Annotated in this window: 17 protein-coding genes; 9 read left to right on the plus strand and 8 right to left on the minus strand. The window is 39.3% G+C overall.

Annotated elements, in window-relative coordinates; genetic code table 11:
• Positions 1-9: 9 nt before the first annotated feature.
• The gene (locus AAGF08_RS11895) at positions 10-3,114 is read right to left on the minus strand and encodes a PVC-type heme-binding CxxCH protein (protein WP_343511394.1); all 3,105 of its coding nucleotides are present in this window, start codon (positions 3,112-3,114) and stop codon (positions 10-12) included.
• 219 nt (positions 3,115-3,333) lie between these two features.
• Here AAGF08_RS11895 and AAGF08_RS11900 point away from each other — a divergent pair, with 219 nt between their 5' ends.
• The 3 genes from AAGF08_RS11900 to AAGF08_RS11910 all read left to right on the plus strand — a co-directional run bounded on the left by AAGF08_RS11900 (position 3,334) and on the right by AAGF08_RS11910 (position 7,793).
• Positions 3,334-5,574: a TonB-dependent receptor gene (locus AAGF08_RS11900; RefSeq protein WP_343511395.1), complete on the plus strand. Its 2,241-nt coding sequence runs from the start codon at positions 3,334-3,336 to the stop codon at positions 5,572-5,574.
• A 33-nt stretch (positions 5,575-5,607) separates the two neighbouring features.
• Complete coding sequence (locus tag AAGF08_RS11905) at positions 5,608-7,122, plus strand: peptidase S10 (protein WP_343511396.1); 1,515 nt, start codon at positions 5,608-5,610, stop codon at positions 7,120-7,122.
• A gap of 68 nt (positions 7,123-7,190) precedes the next feature.
• Positions 7,191-7,793, plus strand: coding sequence for a nitroreductase (locus AAGF08_RS11910; RefSeq protein ID WP_343511397.1), 603 nt, complete (start codon positions 7,191-7,193; stop codon positions 7,791-7,793).
• 53 nt (positions 7,794-7,846) lie between these two features.
• On the opposite strand, the gene AAGF08_RS11915 is transcribed toward AAGF08_RS11910, so the two are convergent.
• Positions 7,847-8,377, minus strand: coding sequence for a DinB family protein (locus tag AAGF08_RS11915; protein ID WP_343511398.1), 531 nt, complete (start codon positions 8,375-8,377; stop codon positions 7,847-7,849).
• Positions 8,378-8,454: 77 nt separating this feature from the next.
• On the opposite strand from AAGF08_RS11915, the gene AAGF08_RS11920 reads away from it, so the two are divergent.
• Positions 8,455-9,027 carry a gliding motility lipoprotein GldD gene (locus AAGF08_RS11920; protein WP_343511399.1) on the plus strand — a complete coding sequence of 191 codons (573 nt, stop codon included), beginning with the start codon at positions 8,455-8,457 and terminating at the stop codon, positions 9,025-9,027.
• Here the strand turns inward: AAGF08_RS11920 and AAGF08_RS11925 are convergent, their stop codons facing one another.
• Positions 9,028-10,803 carry a sodium:solute symporter family protein gene (locus tag AAGF08_RS11925; RefSeq protein ID WP_343511400.1) on the minus strand — a complete coding sequence of 592 codons (1,776 nt, stop codon included), beginning with the start codon at positions 10,801-10,803 and terminating at the stop codon, positions 9,028-9,030.
• A gap of 348 nt (positions 10,804-11,151) precedes the next feature.
• Between AAGF08_RS11925 and AAGF08_RS11930 the strand changes: the two genes are divergently transcribed.
• From AAGF08_RS11930 to recG, 5 genes are all read left to right on the plus strand, one after another.
• Positions 11,152-11,592 (plus strand): hypothetical protein, encoded by a 441-nt coding sequence (locus tag AAGF08_RS11930; RefSeq protein ID WP_343511401.1) that lies wholly within the window; start codon positions 11,152-11,154, stop codon positions 11,590-11,592.
• Entirely contained in the window at positions 11,564-11,848 is a 285-nt protein-coding gene (locus AAGF08_RS11935; RefSeq protein WP_343511402.1) for a hypothetical protein, read from the plus strand. The genes AAGF08_RS11930 and AAGF08_RS11935 overlap by 29 nt, the downstream gene beginning before the upstream one ends.
• Positions 11,849-12,670 carry a hypothetical protein gene (locus AAGF08_RS11940; RefSeq protein WP_343511403.1) on the plus strand — a complete coding sequence of 274 codons (822 nt, stop codon included), beginning with the start codon at positions 11,849-11,851 and terminating at the stop codon, positions 12,668-12,670.
• Positions 12,671-12,765: 95 nt separating this feature from the next.
• On the plus strand, positions 12,766-13,830 hold the full coding sequence (locus tag AAGF08_RS11945) for an aminoglycoside phosphotransferase family protein (protein ID WP_343511404.1): 1,065 nt from the start codon (positions 12,766-12,768) through the stop codon (positions 13,828-13,830).
• Positions 13,831-13,909: 79 nt separating this feature from the next.
• A complete protein-coding gene (gene recG, locus AAGF08_RS11950; protein ID WP_343511405.1) occupies positions 13,910-16,003 on the plus strand; it encodes an ATP-dependent DNA helicase RecG in 2,094 nt (697 codons plus the stop codon).
• On the opposite strand, the gene AAGF08_RS11955 is transcribed toward recG, so the two are convergent.
• The 5 genes from AAGF08_RS11955 to pdhA all read right to left on the minus strand — a co-directional run bounded on the left by AAGF08_RS11955 (position 16,004) and on the right by pdhA (position 20,244).
• Positions 16,004-16,330, minus strand: coding sequence for a DUF6787 family protein (locus AAGF08_RS11955; RefSeq protein WP_343511406.1), 327 nt, complete (start codon positions 16,328-16,330; stop codon positions 16,004-16,006).
• 61 nt (positions 16,331-16,391) lie between these two features.
• A complete protein-coding gene (locus AAGF08_RS11960) occupies positions 16,392-17,711 on the minus strand; it encodes an aspartate kinase (RefSeq protein ID WP_343511407.1) in 1,320 nt (439 codons plus the stop codon).
• Between the two features lie 123 nt (positions 17,712-17,834).
• A complete protein-coding gene (gene ribH / locus AAGF08_RS11965) occupies positions 17,835-18,311 on the minus strand; it encodes a 6,7-dimethyl-8-ribityllumazine synthase (RefSeq protein WP_343511408.1) in 477 nt (158 codons plus the stop codon).
• A gap of 85 nt (positions 18,312-18,396) precedes the next feature.
• Positions 18,397-19,110 carry a tetratricopeptide repeat protein gene (locus tag AAGF08_RS11970; protein ID WP_343511409.1) on the minus strand — a complete coding sequence of 238 codons (714 nt, stop codon included), beginning with the start codon at positions 19,108-19,110 and terminating at the stop codon, positions 18,397-18,399.
• Positions 19,111-19,224: 114 nt separating this feature from the next.
• Complete coding sequence (pdhA, locus tag AAGF08_RS11975; protein WP_343511410.1) at positions 19,225-20,244, minus strand: pyruvate dehydrogenase (acetyl-transferring) E1 component subunit alpha; 1,020 nt, start codon at positions 20,242-20,244, stop codon at positions 19,225-19,227.
• Positions 20,245-20,312: the final 68 nt, after the last annotated feature.

Below are 20,312 nucleotides of genomic sequence, written 5' to 3' on the forward strand. Positions count from 1 at the left end.
GTTTGGTAATCACTTTTGAGTCAATAAAAACCCAATTAAGGCATCAAAATCATCCTCTGAGATGGTTTCATTAAAATTATCAGGCATCAGTGTGTATTGGGATACTTTTTTATCCTTGATATCCTTTTTGGTCACAGTGAATTCCTGCCCTACTGCATTTGCATAGATTTCCTGTTCACCTTCTTCTCTTCTAAACAAGCCAGTAAGCACAGCTCCACCCTGTTTGGTAATGGTATAAGTTTTAAAAGCTTGGGAAATATTTCTATTCGGATCCAAAATCTTTTCGGTCAAAGCCCTTCTTCCCCAGTTTCCAATCCCATCCAATTGAGGACCAATAATCCCTCCTTGACCTTCTATTTGATGACAAACCGTACAGGTGTTGATAAAAATTGCCTTCCCTTTCTCGATGTCAGGTTTAGGTACAAACCTTGCCAATCGAGCATCAATCAGTTCTTGTCTTTCCTCAACTACCGAAGCCATTCCACTCGTTAAAGCTTCATAAGACTGAGATTGAGCCGTATTCATTTTCGATAGTAATTGTTCATTCACGCGTCTATCCAAAAGCACTCGGGGTGAAATTATCCCATCTTTTGCAGCTTGAAGAAGACTATTTCTTCCTTCATTTGAATTCACAAATACCGTTGCTATTGCCACTTGAAGTCCAGTTGGAGCTTCTCGAAGCGCTTTATTAAGCATGGTAAAACTTCCGGAATAAGTTGAACTTCCTATCGCTCTCGCTAATTCTTCCCGAAAAGCAGGATCAGCATCTTTGTCCAAAAGTATGCTCTCAATCAAACCCACATTTTCTGAAGGGTTTAAATCCAACAGAGCCAGGGCAGCCATTGCTCTGGGACGATTTTTTGCCCAGGAGGAATTGAATAAATCTTGAAGTCCAGGTTCATAGGAATTCAGTTTGTTTTCCCTTGCAATTTCTGTCGCAAACACCTGCTGTCTTGCTATCTCCTCATAATACTCATATTCTTCATCTGCATGCGCAGAAGGCTGATCTTTGATGCCTGTTGGCTTCTTTTCCAGATTTTTCAGAAAATCACCCGCAAAAGATATTGCCCAACTTTTCATTTGATTGGTACCCGCATCCCCTCCACGCTGACCGATTCCAGACTGTATGGTTTGGTACAAGGAATATTGAGCAGCAGGATCATTTTTAAACTTCTCCTGAATAAAAGAAATAGCCTGATTGAGTTGCTCTTCAGGAATATATCTGCCCACATGTTCCAGATAGGCAACGGTACGATCATGACTTGGATTCTGAGTTTTGAGATTGGTAAAAATAAATTCAGAAGCCTTGGATGATGGCACATCTGTCATAGCATCCATCAGCACCGCCGCATCTTCTGTGCTCCAGTTTTTGGCCACTGTCTGATCTAGGATATCACTCTCCCTGAGATGATCCCGCAATGCTATCAACAAGGTATATTTCAAATGGGAATCATTTATTGGCGTTTTTTCAACTGCTTCAATCAAAGGCTGAATATCCATCCGATCATGATGCTTTACCAACACATCAGCCGACGCACGTTGCGTATGCGGATCTGGATTTTTAAGTCCTGCTAAAGCCAGCTTTTTATACTCTTCTTCCAAAGTAGGATGCTCTCCCAAAATCCGAAAGGAATGAACTCTTACTTCTTGATCTTGACTTTCCGTTGCTTTACGCAACTCATCAAAGCCTAGATTATCCAATCTTTTCAATACCCAAAGTGCATGGACTTTTTGTTTTGAATTGGATTTCGATTCTGCCAGAACTTCTTTCATCGGTGCAATAGCGTCTTCGCCAGAATAATCTACCAAACGATTCGAAGCCAACACTCGATGATGAAAAATCTCACTTCCCAATCCTTCTATCAACTCATCTATGGTTGCCTGAGACCAATCTATTTTTTCTCCCGAATCACCTTTGTAAGTGATTCTCCAAATTCTTCCACTTTTCCTATCCCTTCCCGGATGATCTAAAGGCACTTCGTAATGCCCAATAATTCGGTTGTAAAAATCCGCAATGTATAAGGCGCCGTCAGGACCAATTTTGATATCCACAGGTCTAAACCAAGGATCTTCACTGACTAAAAAATCTTTTTCTTTGATCGCCTGAGGTGTAGAACCCATATATTCTACCGAATTTCTACTCACCCGACAGGCTACCACATCTCCAGAGTAAAAACTGTTCCGGTATTCTTCAGGAAAATCCAATCCGGTGTAATATTCCAATCCTGAAAGAGCTGTGGAACCAATCTGATAATCCATCATTTGAGGGCCAAACCCTAACCCCGGAGCTTTCTTGCCAAAATGTGGATATTCACCTTGATTGATGATTTGGTAAATCGGCATAGAATGGCAATCCGCTGAATAGACATACCCTAAATCATCTACTGCATATCCGAACGGATTAACCCTTCCATAAGTCGTCTGCTCCACTCGGCTCCCATCTATCTTAAAGCGAAACGTATTCCCTGAAGTCATGTGAATACTATCTCCATCTGCCCCTGCCACATTTGAAGTATTCCGAAAACCATGAGAAGCATGAATCCAACCATCAATTCCCCGCATAAAATTATTGATCATCCCATGAGTGTCTTCGTGCCCAAAAGGCCCCAAGAGGATTTTTTTCTCATCGTAGCGATCATCTCCATTTGTGTCTTTAAAAAAATAAATATTGGGAATGCTGTAAGCGATTGCGCCCCCTTTCACCGGCATGATACCAATTGGAATATTTAGATCACTTGCAAAGTCCGTGAATTTATCGGCCTTTCCATCTCCATTCGTGTCTTCTAAGATTGTGATTTTATCCGTACCCGACCCAGTTGAAGCTTCATAAGGATATTCAATGGAATGTGTCACCCAAAGCCTCCCCTGATCATCAAACTCCATATTGATAGGCTTGGTAATATCAGGTTCGGAAGCGTATAGATTTATTTCAAAACCAGGAGGCAAATGAAATCCTGCCATTTCCTCTTCTGGCGTTTGATAATCTGTGACTCGAATATGATCTTTGAAAAGTTCTGGATCAATAAATGAATCAGGATCATATTCTTGTTGCTCTTTATTTTGACAAGCAAATAGAAGAATAAACCCTAGATAAAAAGGGATTCGGAATTTCATAGGCTTTCTCGGGTAATTCGGGTTTAATCTGTTTTACCATGTAGGGATTTTGGCCCAGGTATAAAAACGATAGAAAATATCTTTTTTCACCTGAATTTCCAAACAAAGCCAAGTGATAAGTCTCAAGTGTTCAAAAAGATTTTAGAAAAAAAGGAATCTATTTAAACCTTTGGTAAAGATTCTTCCTTATCTCTGCAAGTTTCCTTTTATTTTTCCACTATGAAAAAAGCAATAGCGCTACTAGTTTTCCTTTTGAGTCTAAACCTCAGTGCCCAAATCCAATTGAAAGTAATTGACCAGAGGACTGGATTACCATTGGAGAATGTACGGGTAAAAGCTTATGGTACACCAATCCTTCAGACAAATGCCGAAGGAAAAATATCCATTCCTTCTGAAGAACCAATTGTAATTTCTTTTGCAAGAGAGGGTTATGAATTATTTGAAAATAATTTTAGCCCGGGAGAAAATGAGGTTGCTTTAATTCCTGTAAGAATATCCCTTTCGGAAATAACAGTTTCAGCTTTTGAGTCGGAAAGACCACTATTGGAACAATCAGCCTCTATTGCTTTAGTCACGGAGCAGGATTTTAACCGCTTCAATGAAACATCAATCGTCAATTCTTTTAACACCAAAACTGGAATCCGGATTGAAGAAAGAGCTCCTGCATCCTATCGAATTTCTATTCGTGGCAGTTCTTTAAGAGCTCCTTTTGGCGTTAGAAATGTGAAAGTTTATTGGAATGATGTGCCGTTTACCTCTCCCGATGGAACAACAGCATTGAATTTACTCGATCTCACAAACATCCGTACCGCAGAAGTGATCAAAGGACCCTCGGGAAGTATTTATGGTGCAGGAAATGGCGGAGTAGTAAATCTGGCAAGCAAAGCGGATCCTCAAGGAGGAAGAATCAGCACAGATTATATGACTGGTAGTTTTGGAATGAGTCGATTCAGGCTTGGGGTATCACAACAAGTTGGAAATGGTGGGTTTGATGCTTCATTTGTTCAGCAAAAATCTGATGGCTACAGAGAACAGTCAGCTATGGATAGAAAAGTATTTCAATTGGGGGGATACTTTTCTGTTTCGGATAAACAGGAAATAAGAACACAGTTTTTAGTTTCTGACCTGAATTATCAAATTCCAGGTGGTTTAAATGCAGATCAGCTGGCTGAAGATCCTACACAAGCAAGGCCTGGGTCGGTAGCACAAAATAGCTCCATTTCCCAGCAATCGGTATTTGCTTCCTTTGCGCATTTATATAAGTTTTCTAATCGAATCAACAACAATACTGTCCTCTATCTTAATACAAATGATTTTGAAAATCCTTTTAATCTGGACTATAAAAAGGAATTAGGATTCGGTTTTGGGGGACGAAGCAAATTCAACTTTGATACGCAACTAGGAGGAAAAGATTTAAGAATCATTGCAGGAGGTGAATATCAGACGAGTTTTACAGATGCTCAAAACTTTGGGAACAGAGGAGGCGTTGCAGATACTGTTCGTTTTGTGGATAAACTGAGAGCTACCCAAGGATTCCTTTTCCAGCAGGCGGAGTGGCAAGGAAGTGAAAAACTACTTATTACTTTAGGCCTTAGCGAAAATTTTTCGAGTTTTGAAATTGACAGACAGATAGATGCTGCAGGTGGTCCCTTGGGATTGCAAAAAAGAAAATTTGATCCTATTCTGGTCCCTAGATTAGCTTTCAATTATCAACTAAATTCTTCCTCTTCGGTCTTTACCAGTTTAAGCAGTGGTTTTTCACCCCCAACTATTGATGAGGTAAGAACGAATGAAGGCAGCTTGAATCTAGACTTGGAAGCCGAAAAAGGTCTAAATACTGAAATCGGATATCGCTTGGGTAAAGAAAGACTTAATATTGATGCTACAGCATTTTATTTTCAACTGAAACAAACGATTACAACCTATACCAATGAGCAAGGAGTCGTTCTTTTTAGAAATGCAGGTTCAACCAATCAAAAGGGTATTGAAATAGCAATAGATTACGCGTTACTTAAAAACTATTCAGGGTTTATAAGAGATCTGAAAGTTGGTACAGCTTTTACAGGACACTATTTTAAATTTAAAGACTATCAAAAAAGAGATAACGACTATTCCGGAAATGATCTCACAGGTGTTTCGCCAAACACATTAGTAAGTAGAATTGATGTGCGTACTGCACCCGGTATTTACTTAAATCTCACCCATCAATTCACAGATGAAATTCCACTAAATGATGCAAATACAGTCTATCAGGATTCCTATAACTTGGTGAACTTGAGATTTGGATGGGCAAAATGGATAGGAAAAGCATGGGAACTAGAAGTCTTTGGAGGAGTAGACAACCTACTGGATGAAAGCTACTCCTTGGGAAATGATCTCAATCCCTTTGGAGGAAGATATTACCAGCCTGCGCCTACAAGAAATTGGTATGGTGGGCTAAAAGTGGCATTCAATTATTAAGCGTAAATTTCAGTTCCAAAAAATCCACCAATCATGAAAAAGACAGTTTACTTTTTGCCATTTTTTCTGGCATTATTCTTTTCAGCTTTTGCTCAAGAAGAAACTAGCGAGACCAAGGAAGTAACCCGGGATCCCATAAAATTTGAAAAATCACTTACTGGGACTTTCAATGGGCAAAAAGTCGATTACAAAGCAGTAGTTAGTGAAACATTCCTGCGAAATTCCAAAGGCGAAGTAACCGCAGGACTTTGGAGTACTTCTTACATTCGATCAGGAGTCGATTCCTACAAACGACCTGTTACCTTCATTTTTAATGGTGGACCAGGTTCAGCCTCTGTTTGGCTACATATGGGCTTTTTTGGTCCTAAGGTGGTAAAAACCGACTCTGGAGCCAAAATTGATGATGGCTCAGCTCCCTATACTTTTGTGGATAATCCTCAGGCATTGTTGGACATTACAGATTTGGTTTTTATTGATCCTGTTGGAACAGGTTTCAGCCAAGTGGAAGGTGTTGGTAAAAATGAAGATTTTTGGGGACTCAATGAAGATGCTAGTTCCATCGCTCAATTTATGAGAATTTGGGTGACTAAGAACGGAAGATGGCAAGCTCCTAAATTTATAGCTGGAGAAAGCTTTGGAACCACAAGAGCTGCGAAAATTGCTGAAGTTTTGGAAGGTGGTGGTCAGACGATGGCCATCAATGGAATAGTCTTAATTTCACAAGCCTTGGATTACGCAGGATCTTCCTCTTGGGAAGATAATTTGACTTCATTTTTCACCTATTTGCCTTCTATGGCTGCGACCGCCTGGTATCATAAAAGAGCTGGTGAAGGAAAAACTTTGGAAGAATTTGTCCAAGAAGCGAGGAACTTTGCATATGGTGATTATTTGACGGCTTTATACAAAGGAGAGAAACAATCTGAGAGTGAAAAATCAAGTATTGCTGATAAGCTGACTTACTTCACTGGATTAGACAAGGATTTCATCCTTAGATCAGACAATCAAATCCTGATGCACAGGTTCAAAAAGGAATTATTACGTGATCAAGGGAAAGCTATAGGCACCTTGGATGGCCGATATTTGGCGACAGAAACTGATAAAGCAGCTGAAGGACCTGTATTAGGAGACCCTAGTAGCTATATGACAGGGGCTGCTTATACTGCAACTTGGAATGATTACTTAACGCGTGAATTAGGAGTAATAATTGAAAGACCATACTACACTTCCTCAGTGGGAATGGACGGGAATTGGAATTGGAAACCTGTACCGGATGGATCGTATTGGGAACCACAGTATGTAAGTACCGCTAGATCGTTAAGTGAAGCGATGCATAGAAATACAGCAATGAGAGTCATGGTTGCTAATGGTTATTATGATTTGATCACTCCATTTTTTGATGCAGAATATACTTTTGCAAGACATAACTTTCCACAAGAAAGGATTGAGATGAAATATTACGAAGCTGGACATATGATGTATAACCGTCAGGAAGATTTTGATGCATTAGCTAAAGACATCCGTGAATTCATTGTCAAGATGACCAAATAAAACCTTCTATAAACTGTGAACTTATAAGCTCTAAATTTCGATTTGTAATAAAGAATAAATAAATCAATATGCAGAAACCCGATTTCAACATAGCAGAAGTCAATAAAATTATCCGTGGACGCAGATCCATGTTTGTTGCCCAATTCAAAGAAAATGACCCTGTAGAGGATAGCATTATTGAAGAAATGCTAGAGAATGCCAGATGGGCTCCTACGCATAAACTCACTCAACCTTGGAGATTTATAGTTTATAAAGGTGATGGTCTTAAAAAATTTGGGAAGTATCAAGCAGAGATGTATAAAATGAGAGCAGAAAAAAATGGAACTCCATTTATAGAAGCTACTTATGAAAAGTTCATAAACAATCCACAGAAAGCATCTCATGTCATTGCTATTTTAATGAAAAGATCAGAAGGAATTCCTCTTATGGAGGAGATTTCTGCAGTAGCAATGGCTGTTCAAAACATGTATTTAACTGCTTCCGCTCATGGTCTCGCAGCCTATTGGGGAACAGGTGGCCCAACCTTTTGGCCAGAAGCAAGAGAAGACTTTGGACTTGAAGGAGAAGATATGCTTATGGGCTTCTTTTATCTTGCCAAACCTGCCACAGACAATTGGCCAGCAGGAAAAAGAGATTCCGTGGAAGAAAAAGTAGCTTGGATTACAGAATAAAAATAAGGGCCGATCAAATGATCGGCCTTTTTAAATCCTATTAATTCAGGAATTTAGAAGCCAACGTATGCAGGAGGCTCTACACCTTGAGTTCTAATGTAAGCCACCGCAGATCCATTGTGATGGGAAGTATGGTCCATCAACAATGCTGCAACTTGTCTTCTTGATACAGTATTACCAAAAACCTCAAGTTTTTCACCTGCATCTTGTGCAGACAAAGCAGCAATGGTTTTCTTACCATAATCAAAACATTTACCAACATATGCTGCCAATTCTGCTCTAGAGGCTGTTTCTAGATTGATCTCAAATCCTGGATCGGTTCCTTTCAAAAATCCCTGAGAGATCCCTACAATAGCATTTCCAACATGATGAATTTGTTCTTTGAAAGTCATTGCTCCTGCATCAGTTTTGTAATCCATACCTGAATCTGGCATTTTGTCCAAAATATCAAGTGTGTATTTTTTGGCGTTATCCCACTTGACCATATACTCTTCCATTGTGGTTTGCGCATTGACAGCTCCAGCTGCAAGCATCAAAAATGAAGCGAAAATTGCTCCTGAGAATATTCGTACTAACTTTTTCATGGGTTTTACAGTTTTGTTCTTTTGTTAAATTTCATGTATTCTCCTATCAATTCAAACCTATTACCTAATTTTAAAGCATGCGGAAATTTCTTTTGATTATACCTGTAATATTAGGTTTGGCAGCTTGTGGAGAAACTTACCTCCCAAAACCACCCGGATTTAACAGGATAGATCTCCCTGATCATGATTTTGAAAAGCTGGCCGAAGGATATCCATACCAGCTTGAATATTCTGTTCATAGTCAAGTTGAAGCTGACTCTTTTAATATTAAAGAGAATGACTGGATTAATTTACACTATGTGGATTTTGGAGCTAAAGTCCATTTAACCTATAAAAAAATAGGAGGAGATGTTAGTTTTAAAAAGCTTTCAAACGATGCCTTTCAGCTGACAGCAAAGCATCAGATTAAGGCCTATGGAATCCAGGAGTCTGTGGCTTTAACTCCTGAAGGGTATACTGGTGTAATCGCAGAGTTGACAGGAGAAGTCCCAACTCAATTTCAGTTTTTTGTTACCGACTCAACAGAAAATTTTCTTAGAGGGGCTCTGTATTTTAACACTGCCATGAAAAATGATTCTCTCGCCCCCGTGATAGAATACATCAAAGTGGACATGGCCCACTTGATGAATTCCGTAAAATTTATAGAATAATTACTTTAGGTTTTTCCAAGAACTTATTACAAAGACACCGCCTGCGATAGCAACAGCGGCTGCAATAAATCCACTTAGGACATTTCCATAAATAAAAAATCCGGTAGAGAATAAAGCAGCATAAATCATTACAGAGCCTATGGCCATTAATCCAATTTCTTTTGGCAGCTGACCAATAACTTGCTTCTCTGCAGGATATCTATCCAAAACTTTTTTCCATCCAAATGCAGCTGGAGTTACTTTTCGGTAGAATGAAAGTAATACTTCATCTTTCTCCGGTTGAGTTAGAAAAGTGACAAGTAGCCAGCCTAATGTTGTAATGCTTACACTATATATAAGTTTTAAATAAGCTTGGTGTTCAGGGATTATAATCCAGTTGACTTTTGGATTAATTACTTCAAAGAAGATTGCCACAACAAATGAAATGGCCATCGCTGAAATCTCGGTATATGCATTAATTCTCCACCAAAACCATCTTAAAATAAAAATCAATCCTGTGCCTGCCCCTATTTGGAGTAAGATATTAAATGCGTTTAAAGCAGAAGAAAGTGCCAAAGCCAAGACTGCTGAGAGCGCCATCAAAGAAACAGTAGAAATCCTTCCTACTGCAACCAGCTCTTTATCCGTGGCTTGTGGTTTTAAAAATCTCAGATAAAAATCATTTACGATGTAGGAAGACCCCCAATTTAAGTGAGTGGAGAGTGTTGACATCACCGCAGCAATTAAAGATGCCAAAACAATTCCGATCAGACCTGTTGGAAGGTAGGTTAGCATAGCAGAGTAAGCTAAATCGTCACCCAATTTATCAACCGGAATATCTGGGAAAGCAGCCTGTAAATCTGAAATATTTGGAAAGATTACCAAGGAGGACAATGCAATCAATATCCATGGCCAAGGTCTAATGGCATAATGTGCAATATTGAAGAAAAGAGTTGCACCCATCGCATTTTTTTCATCTTTTGCAGAAAGCATTCGCTGTGCGATATACCCTCCACCTCCAGGCTCAGCACCAGGATACCAAGTTGCCCACCACTGAATCGCTATTGGCATGATAAATAAAGGAACATAAATATTTGGATCATCAAAATCCGGAAAGAAATCTAACTTTTCTGCCACATTTTCATGAGCAAGCAAATTACTCAATGAGCCAATTTCAGGTAGGTCAAGTATAAAATATGCCGCTCCAAAAGAGCCAATCAAAGCAATGAAGAATTGGAAAAAATCTGTGAGGAGTACTCCCTTCAAACCACCTAATGAACTATACACAACCGTTACTATGGAGGCTATTAATAAGGTTTGAATAGGGCTAAGTCCTAGCATTACACCTCCAATTTTAATTGCTGCCAAAGAAACCGTAGCCATAATAACCACATTAAAGAAAACTCCTAAATAGAGCGCTCTAAAAGCTCTTAAAAATGCAGCTCCTTTCCCAGCATATCTCAGCTCATAGAATTCCAAGTCAGTCGTAACTTCTGATCTTCTCCAAAGCTTTGCATAAACAAAAACTGTAAGCATTCCCGTAAGAAGAAATGCCCACCAAGCCCAGTTTCCAGCAACACCATTCTTTCGAACTATATCCGTGACCAGGTTTGGGGTATCAGCAGAAAAAGTAGTCGCAACCATGGATACACCCAACAGCCACCATGGCATATTTCTTCCTGAGAGAAAGAATTCTTTTGCGGAGGATCCGGCTTTTTTTGCAGTGAATAGTCCAATCAAAAGTGAAATGACAAAGAAGGCGGCAATGATGCCCCAATCTATGGCTGTTACATTCATAGTTCTGAGTTTTTAAATTAAGTTTCTCTCATTTTTTTCATAAATGAAAAGAACTTTATTAATATTTTTCACTAATGTATTTAATTTTTTTTTATATAAATATAATATTGGCAGGATTTAGCGGTAAAAAGAAAAAAATTAGTGTTTTCAAATTGAATTTTATCTCCTTGACCAATGTCTCAGCTCCAAAGTCTACTTTTTCAAATTAATTCAAAGCTAATTACTTATGAAGTTTTCAGGACTTTTTTCACATTTTGTATAAAAAAATCATAATTACCTTTCTGCCAAGCATCTGAAAGGAGGAAAGTAATTTCATTTTTAAAAATTGTTCATCAATCTTAAAATGAAATGAAAAAAATTAGCCTCGTATTTTTAGTTGGTGCTTTGGCATTCAGCTGTAGAGAAAGGATCTCTGCACCAGGACCAGTCAACGCTACTTTTAAAGAAATCAGTAGCCTCAAAATAGGTGGAGAAGCAGCAGCAGAAATTGCTGCATTTGATCCGCTTACAAATCAGCTTTTCATTGTGAATAACAGCGAAGGCTTATCACAAGTGGATGTGATAGATTTTTCTGACCCCAAAAATCTTCTTGTCAAAAGCCCAATCGACATCTCAGTTTTTGGAGGTGGTGTTAACTCGGCGGCAGTCAAAAATGGGATGCTGGCGATGGCAATTGAAGCCTTCACCAAAACCGATCTCGGGTCTATTGTGGTATATAAAACCTCTGATCTATCCTCTCCAATTGCAAATGTTACTGTAGGTGCTTTGCCTGATCTGGTGCCTTTTTAGCCCTGATGGAAGATACCTTGTCTCTGCAAATGAAGGGGAGCCAAATGATGAATATACCATCGACCCGGAAGGTTCAGTTTCGATTATTGACACACAAATAGCTTTTCAGGTCACAACGTTAGACTTTTCTCCTTTTGAAAGCCAGCAAGCTGCTTTAGAAGAAAATGGATTCAGAATTTTTGGCCCAAACGCAAGTTTCGCCCAAGATATCGAGCCAGAATATTTTACCATTGATCCATCTTCGGATTTTGCTTGAGTGACCCTTCAGGAAAATAGCGGCATAGCTAAGGTAGATCTGAACACGAAATCTATTACTGATATTTTCCCAGTTGGTCTAAAAGATCACATGCTTGAAGGAAATGAGATAGATGTAAGTGATAGAGATGATATTGATGGCAACTTCCAAAACTGGCCAATTCTTGCATACTACATGCCTGACGCGATAGAGTCTTTCCAAGTGGGTAAAACGAACTACCTGATCACTGCAAATGAAGGTGACACAAGAGATTATGATGGGTACAGTGAGGAAGAATGGGGAAAAGATCTTTCTCTGGATCCAACTGCATTCCCAAACGCAGAGTGGCTACTAGAAGATGAGAATTTGGGAAGATATACCACCACCAGTAAAGGTGATGTGGATGGTGACGGTGATTTTGATATGATCTATGGAATTGGTGGTAGATCCTTCTCTATTTGGGATAGCAGCACTGGCGCTTTAATACGTGACTACCCGAATTTGGCTGCAGACTTATATGCAGCAAATCCAAGTCTTTTTGATGATGGAAGAAGTGATAACAAAGGTGTGGAGCCAGAAGGAGTTGAAATCGGATATGTGAATGGAAAGATGTTAGTATTTATTGGCTTGGAACGATCTGACGCTATTATGGTCTATCAGTTGAATGGCCCTTCTAATTTGAGATTTCTTCAGGTGTTGGATGAAATTTCCGGAATCGGTGAAAGTGGTCATGATGCTCCAGAAGGATTATTATTTATTCCTGCGGAAGAAAGCCCAACAAACAGTGCTTTATTCATCGTGAGCTCAGAAGGAGATGGAAAAATCACAATATATCAAAATTAACAGTAAAAAAATCCAAGGAAAGCTGGCCATTAGGTCGGCTTTTTTTGTTTCGAACTTTTTAATTTTTTGAGATGAATTAGCTTTGCAGGATGAAAATGGAGCAGATCTCAGCTATTCTAAAGCAGTACAGCTTTTTAGAAGGAAAAAGTTACCAGTGCCATACATTTGGATCAGGTTTGATCCATGGCACTTATCTGATAGAAAGCCCAGATTCCAAATTCATCTTACAGGAATTTAATAATTCGGTTTTTAAGTACCCTGAGAGAATCGCCCACAATCATTTTATCATGGGAGAAAAAGGAGATGTTTCCAAACTCCCTTTTGCGCTACCACTTCCTCGACTGAATAATTCCGGAGATTCATTGACAAACTTCGAAGGAAAACTTTATCGTCTTTTTGACTTCGTTAAAGGAGTGACACTACAGGAAATCCAAAATTCAAATCAAGCCTGCCTGGCTGCAAAAGCTTATGGCGTTTTTGCTGAATGGGCTAAAGATATTCCAGCTTCAGAAATGAAGGAATCCATCCCAAAATTCCATAGACTTGATTGGAGATTTGAAAATCTGGAAAAAGCGGCAAGTGAAGAACGCTCTTTAGGAAAGGAAGAAAAAGAGATCTTGGATTACTATTTTAGTCAAAAAACGCTAGTCGAATCCTATAAAGAATTTTTAACCAGTTGCCCAAAAAGAATCACTCATAACGACACAAAGATCAATAACTTGATATTCGAAGAAAACTTGGAAAAAGTAGCGGCAATTATTGATTTGGATACACTGATGGGTGGGCTTTTATTATATGATTTTGGTGACCTGATCAGGACCGTCGCATGTTCGGAGGTAGAAACCAGTCAAAACTGGGGCAATCTGGTCCATAGACCTGAGATTTTTGAAGAATTGTTGAAAGGATATTGGGAAGGTGTTCGTGACATGGCAACCAATGAAGAGGCTAAATCACTATTGATTGCCGGAGAAGTAATGACTTGTATTATGGGGCTTCGTTTTTTGACAGACCATTTACAAGGTAATATTTACTATAAGGTGGCTTATCCACTTCAGAATTTGCATCGAGCCAAAAACCAAATGATATTTTTAAAAAGTCAACAAGAGCAAAGATCTCAGTTAAAAAATATCTGGAGTAAGATTACAGGATTAATCGGCTGAGCCTTGACATTTCTTGTCATATAAATTGGCAATTGAACATCCTGGTTTTAATTTGCTTCTTCTCTAATCGCAATCCCTTTTGTCTGGTATTTTTGACACAAAAATTGAATTTCTAAAAGGTGTGGGCCCACAGCGTGCGGCACTGATCAATAAGGAATTGAATATTTTTACTTATGGGGAACTCATTCAACATTATCCTTTCAGATACGAGGATAGAACCCGGTTTTTTAAAATAAGAGAATTAAACCCTGGTCTTGAAAATGTACAGATCATCGCAAAAATTCGAAAAATAGAACTCATTGGAGTCGGAAACAAACGAAGGCTGGTAGCCCATGTCGCAGATGAGACAGGGGAAATGGAAATGACCTGGTTTAAGGGCATCCAATGGGTTCAGAAAAAGTTGCCAGCAGGAACTGTTTATATTTTCTTCGGCAAACCTACCCGCTATGGAAGTAAATGGAGTATAGCACATCCGGAAATGGAGCCGTTAAGTTCAGCAAATGAACAGCGAAATAATTTTCAGCCGGTTTATTCCACTACTGAGAAGTTAAGAGCGCGTTTTCTGGATTCCCACGGGATTTCCAAAATCATGGAAGTGCTGGTACAGGCTTGTTTTCCTCATATCAAGGAAACACTTCCAGCCGAAACCCTTCATCAATATCAATTGATCGGTAAAAAAGAAGCGATCCAACAAATTCATTTCCCTAGTAAACCAGAGCTACTTCATCGGGCCCGCAAACGTCTGAAGTTTGAAGAATTCTTTTTTCTTCAGTTGAGGCTATTGATGCTGAAAGTAACGCGAACAGAAAAATTCAGAGGTCAACCCCTTGGAAACACGGAATTACTGACAGATTTCTATCAAAATCACATCCCTTTCGAACTGACTAATGCTCAAAAACGGGTAATTCGGGAAGCTTTCGCTGATATGAAATCTGGAAAGCAGATGAACCGCCTGATTCAAGGTGATGTGGGAAGTGGTAAAACCATGGTAGCATTTATTTGCATGTTGATCGCAATTGGTTCCGGATCTCAAGCCTGTTTGATGGCGCCAACAGAGATTTTGGCCAATCAGCATTTCGAAGGACTCAAGGAATATGCTGATATGATGGGTATGGAAATTGAAATCCTGACAGGTTCAGTAAAAAAATCCAAGCGGAAAGTTATCCATGAAAAACTTCTTTCTGGAGAATTAAAAATCCTAATTGGAACGCATGCTCTTTTAGAAGATGTGGTACAATTCCAAAATCTTGGGTTGGCCATTGTGGACGAGCAGCACCGCTTTGGCGTAGCTCAGCGGGCAAAATTGTGGGCAAAAAATGAAGAATTCATCCCACATGTTTTGGTGATGACTGCAACACCAATTCCAAGAACTTTAGCGATGACGCTCTACGGAGATTTGGATGTGTCGGTCATTGATGAATTACCTGCAGGTAGAAAACCTATCCAGACAGTTCACCGATATGACAAGGACCGTCTAAAAGTCTTTGGATTTATCAATGAGGAAATCAAAAAAGGAAGACAGGTTTACATTGTTTATCCATTGATCGAGGAATCTGAAACATTGGATTTAAAAAATGTCATGGATGGCTTTGAAAGTATTTCCAGGGCATTTCCCAACTACCCGATCAGCATCGTGAACGGCTCTATGAAGCCGGAAGCCAAAGATTACGAAATGCAGCGATTTGTGAAAGGAGAAACCAAAATCATGGTGGCTACTACCGTCATCGAAGTTGGAGTGAATGTTCCGAATGCTTCGGTAATGGTAATCGAAAATGCGGAGAGATTTGGACTTTCACAATTGCATCAGCTGAGAGGAAGAGTGGGAAGAGGCGCAGAGCAAAGCTATTGTATCCTGATGAGCAAATACGAGCTATCCAAAGAAGGACGAGTCAGATTGGAAACGATGGTTCGGACGAATGATGGATTTGAAATCGCTGATGTAGATCTGAAGCTTCGAGGTCCTGGAGATTTGATGGGCACCCAACAAAGTGGGATAACGGATTTGCTGATTGCAGATCTGAGTAAAGACGCTCCGATTTTGACTTTGGCAAGAGATGCTGCCCAGCAATTATTAGCACAAGATCCTAGTTTGAGTTTACCGGAAAACGCCCCAGTACTTAGGCAAGTGAAGCAACAAAAGAAAACTGCCGTGAACTGGAGCAGGATTTCCTGATTATTTTCTCTTTGAAAATAAGCCGGTTATTCGTTTGAAAAGCTGCTTTTCCTTTTCCCAGAAGAAATTAAACTGACCAAAAAGAAACCCATAAATCAGCAGGAAAATCTGATAAAGGGGCAACACTAATAGGAGATAAAGAAATGTATTCCAAAAGCCCCCTTTTTCCACTCCAAAAAAATCAAGGATCGGTGCTTTAATAAAAAGGATGGTAAAACCGGTACAAGCAAAAACCATCAATACCATGACCACCTGAAAAATACTCTTCAATTGCCACTTGGCTTGAAGTCTATGAAGGAAACCAGGGCGGTCTTTTGGTTTTGACATAAGCAAAAATAGTCAGAATGCTTCTAAATAAAAGAGCCGGCATAAAACCGGCTCTATTTTTTTACCAGGAAAAAACTCCTGAATTCAATTTCTGCAAAGCTGCATTTTTAAAATTCGCATCTACAAGTAGTGAAACGTTGTGTCTACTTCCTCCATAAGAAACCATTCTAACAGGAATATCTTCCAGAGAATCCATCACTGCTTTGATTACTCCTTTGGTTTCAGAGATTTGGTTACCCACAATGCAGACTATCGCTTGATTTCTATCTACTTCTACAGACCCTAAAGTATCTAACTCTGCTAAGATTTGATCCAAATGACTCAGATCGTCAATAGTCACTGACACCGCCACCTCAGAAGTAGTGATCATGTCAATTGGCGTCTTGTACTTTTCGAAAATCTCAAAAACTCTTCTTAAGAAACCATAAGCCAAAAGCATTCTACTAGACTTAATTTTAATTGCTGTAATTCCATCTTTGGCAGCGATCGCTTTTACACCAATCGCATCAACCTCAGCTTTGATCAACGTTCCATGAGCCTCAGGCTGCATGGTATTGAGTAATTTTACAGGTACGTTATATAATTGTGCTGGCCAGATGGAAGCTGGGTGTAGAATTTTCGCTCCGAAATAAGCTAGCTCGGCCGCTTCGTCGAATGACATCTCAGCAATAGGACGGGTTTTGTCTACAATTCTTGGGTCGTTATTATGCATCCCATCAATATCTGTCCAGATTTCACAAGCAGACGCTTGGATAGCTGCAGCAACCAAAGAAGCAGTATAATCGCTTCCTCCACGCTTCAGATTATCAACTTCATTTCTATGATTTTTGCAGATATAACCCTGTGTTATGAATATTCTTTCGCCTGCATTCTCTGCCAAAATCGCTTTCAGCTTTTCAGAGATCTTACCTAATTCAGGTTCTGAATTCTCATCGATACTCATAAAATCCAAAGCTGGAAGGAACACTGCCGGAATATTTAATTCTTCCAAAAGTGTATAAAAGAGCTTAGTAGAAAGTAATTCTCCCTGAGCTAAGATATCCCTGTTAATGGCCTCGTTAAAAGAAATTTTCAGGAGAATATTTAAAAACTCAAAATGCTCTTTTATAATATTTTCGGCTTTTTCGCGGGCCTCATCAGTCTTCAATAACTCTTTGTAGAATACTAAATAATGTGCATGAAGTGAATCTATTCTTTCTTTCGCCAAGGGTTTATCGGCAGTTGCTAAAGCTTCGCCAATCCCAACAAGGGCATTGGTAGTGCCAGAAAGTGCTGAAAGAACCACAATAGTAGGTTCATCACCTCTAGTTATCAGGTCTTTTACCTGGTGCATTCGCTCGGGGCGACCCACTGAGGTCCCTCCGAATTTCATGATTTTCATGTGTTATAATAGATTTAAATTGGTCACATGGAATCTCGCATCTAGTATTTCCTCCTCAATCAGGGAGAAGGTTATAATGCTTGATTTCATAAAGGGTAAATTGTATAGGTTTGAAAGGGGGTATTAGAATCCTAGCATTTTCACTGCTGTGATTGCAGCTTCATCGCCTTTATTGCCATGCTTTCCTCCTGCACGATCCAAGGCTTGCTGTTGAGTATTAGGAGTCAGTACTCCGAAAATCACTGGCTTATTATATTTCAGTCCGACATTTGTAATTCCATGTGCTACTGCATCGCATATGAAATCAAAATGTTTCGTCTCACCTTGAATCACACAACCCAAGCAGATAACGGCATCGATACTTTCCTCTTGAGCCAGCCACTGCGCCGCTAAAGAAAGCTCAAACGAACCAGGAACATTTTTTCGGATGATGTTCTCTTTTTTTGCTCCATGCTGTAACAAAGTTTGGATAGCTCCAGAATAAAGTGCTTCTGTCACTTCTTCATTCCATTCAGAAACAATAATTCCAAAAGTTTTGGAACTGATATCTGTTATATTTTTAGAAGAATGATCGCTTAGGCTTTTTAAGGAAGTTGCCATTTTAACAAATAATTTAATTGTATAAACAAAAAAAGAGTAAGACTATTGGCCTTACTCTTCTCTTTAGTATGCTTTTAGAGCAGCATTATTGAGCAGCAAGGCCTTCTAGTCGAGCCTTGTGTTTTCGTGCTGCAGAAAACTCATAAGATTCAAAATATTTTTCTTCGATCTCACCATACGTATCTATTGCATTTTGGATCTGACCTGCTTCTTCATATGCGACCGCCAATTTGGCTAAATACTTAGGTGTAAAGTATTTATTTGGTTCGTAAGAAGCCGCTTTCTTGAAGAAAGAAATAGCTTGATCATTATTACCTAATTCCAAATATGCATCACCTATCAAAGAATAAGCTTGCCCCTGGATCAAGTAATCATCAGAAGAAAATTGCTCTAATTCTGATATTGCTTCTTCAAACTTTCTTTCAGAAAGATAAATAGAGCCGATATAGAAATGTGCCAAATTAGCAGCATCAGTTCTCGGATACTCTTCCAAAATAGACAAGAACCCAGGATTGATTCCATCACCGTTCAAAGCAAATTCTGCTGAATCTTGCTCATAATAATAAACTGCCTGAAACATTTCTGCCTGAGCAGCCTTATTTTGGTTCTGGGTATTGAATTGGAAAAACAGAATTCCACCAATCAAAATGATTGCAGCTCCCAAGACCCCTGCTAATATTTTACTGTTCTTCTTTAAAAAAGCTTCGCCTCTGGTTAACCTTTCTGCGATTTCTTCTGGATTCTCCAAAAGATCAGTCTGATGATGAGGATTTACTTTTTTAGATTGTTTCGTTGCCATGATACTCAAATTTCGACCGCAAATATACGCTTTTTATGAATTACACAAAGCCAAATAAAAAAGCCATGAAGCATTTATAACTTCATGGCTATCTGATCAATGCTTTTTTTCGATTTATTCCATCACAAATGGGTAGTCTTCCTGAACGTAAACGTCCTTGAAAGCATCCATTCCATCAGGCCAAGGGGATTCTTCAGCAAATTTCACTGCTTCAGTCACTTTTTTCTTCACCCGATCAACAATTTCTGAAATTTCTTCTTCCGTCAGGATATTATTCTCCTTAATGGTAGACAGAACTTGTTCAATCGGATCACGCTGCTTGTACTCTTCCACTTCCTCCTTAGTTCTGTATTTCTGAGGATCAGACATGGAGTGTCCTTTGTAGCGGTAGGTTCTCATCTCAAGTAAGGTAGGACCATCACCTCTTCTAGCTCTTTCCGCTGCTTCAGCTACTGCCTCATGTACTGCCTCCACATTCATTCCATCTACTGCGAAAGAAGGCATGTCATAAGATTCACCTAGTGTTGACAAATCATCTACATTGGATGATCTCTTAACAGCAGTACCCATGGCATATCCATTATTTTCTATCACGAAAATTACAGGTGTTTTATAAAGCATAGCCAAATTCATTGCTTCATGAAAAGCTCCTTGACGAACTGCCCCATCACCCATATAAGTAATACAAAGATTTTTTGTGCCGTTATATTTTTCTGCGAAGCCAATACCGAGACCCATCGGAACCTGAGCTCCAACGATTCCATGACCTCCCATGAAATTCCTTTCTTTGTCAAAAATGTGCATTGAGCCACCTTTACCTTTGGTAGTACCTGTTGCTTTTCCGAAAAGCTCTGCCATTACCGCTCCTGGATCAGTTCCCAATCCTAGTGGATGCGCATGACATCTATAAGCTGTTATCCATTTATCATCTTTTGTCAAAGCTGTAATTGCTCCGGATGCACAAGCTTCCTGTCCAATATATAAATGACAGAATCCTCTGATTTTTTGTTGACCATAAAGTTGTCCCGCTTTTTCTTCGAACCTCCTCATTAACAGCATGCTCTCATACCAATAGGAATAGGTTTCTTTCGAATATTTTACTTTAGACTTGGTCGCTGCAGTTTTCTTTGCCATATCGTAATGATCAAAATATGCTATTTTAGGCCTCAAATATAATCATCCCGACCTAAAAATCAGGCTAG

It is taken from the genome of Algoriphagus sp. SE2, assembly GCF_039563885.1.
Taxonomy (GTDB): Bacteria; Bacteroidota; Bacteroidia; order Cytophagales; family Cyclobacteriaceae; genus Algoriphagus.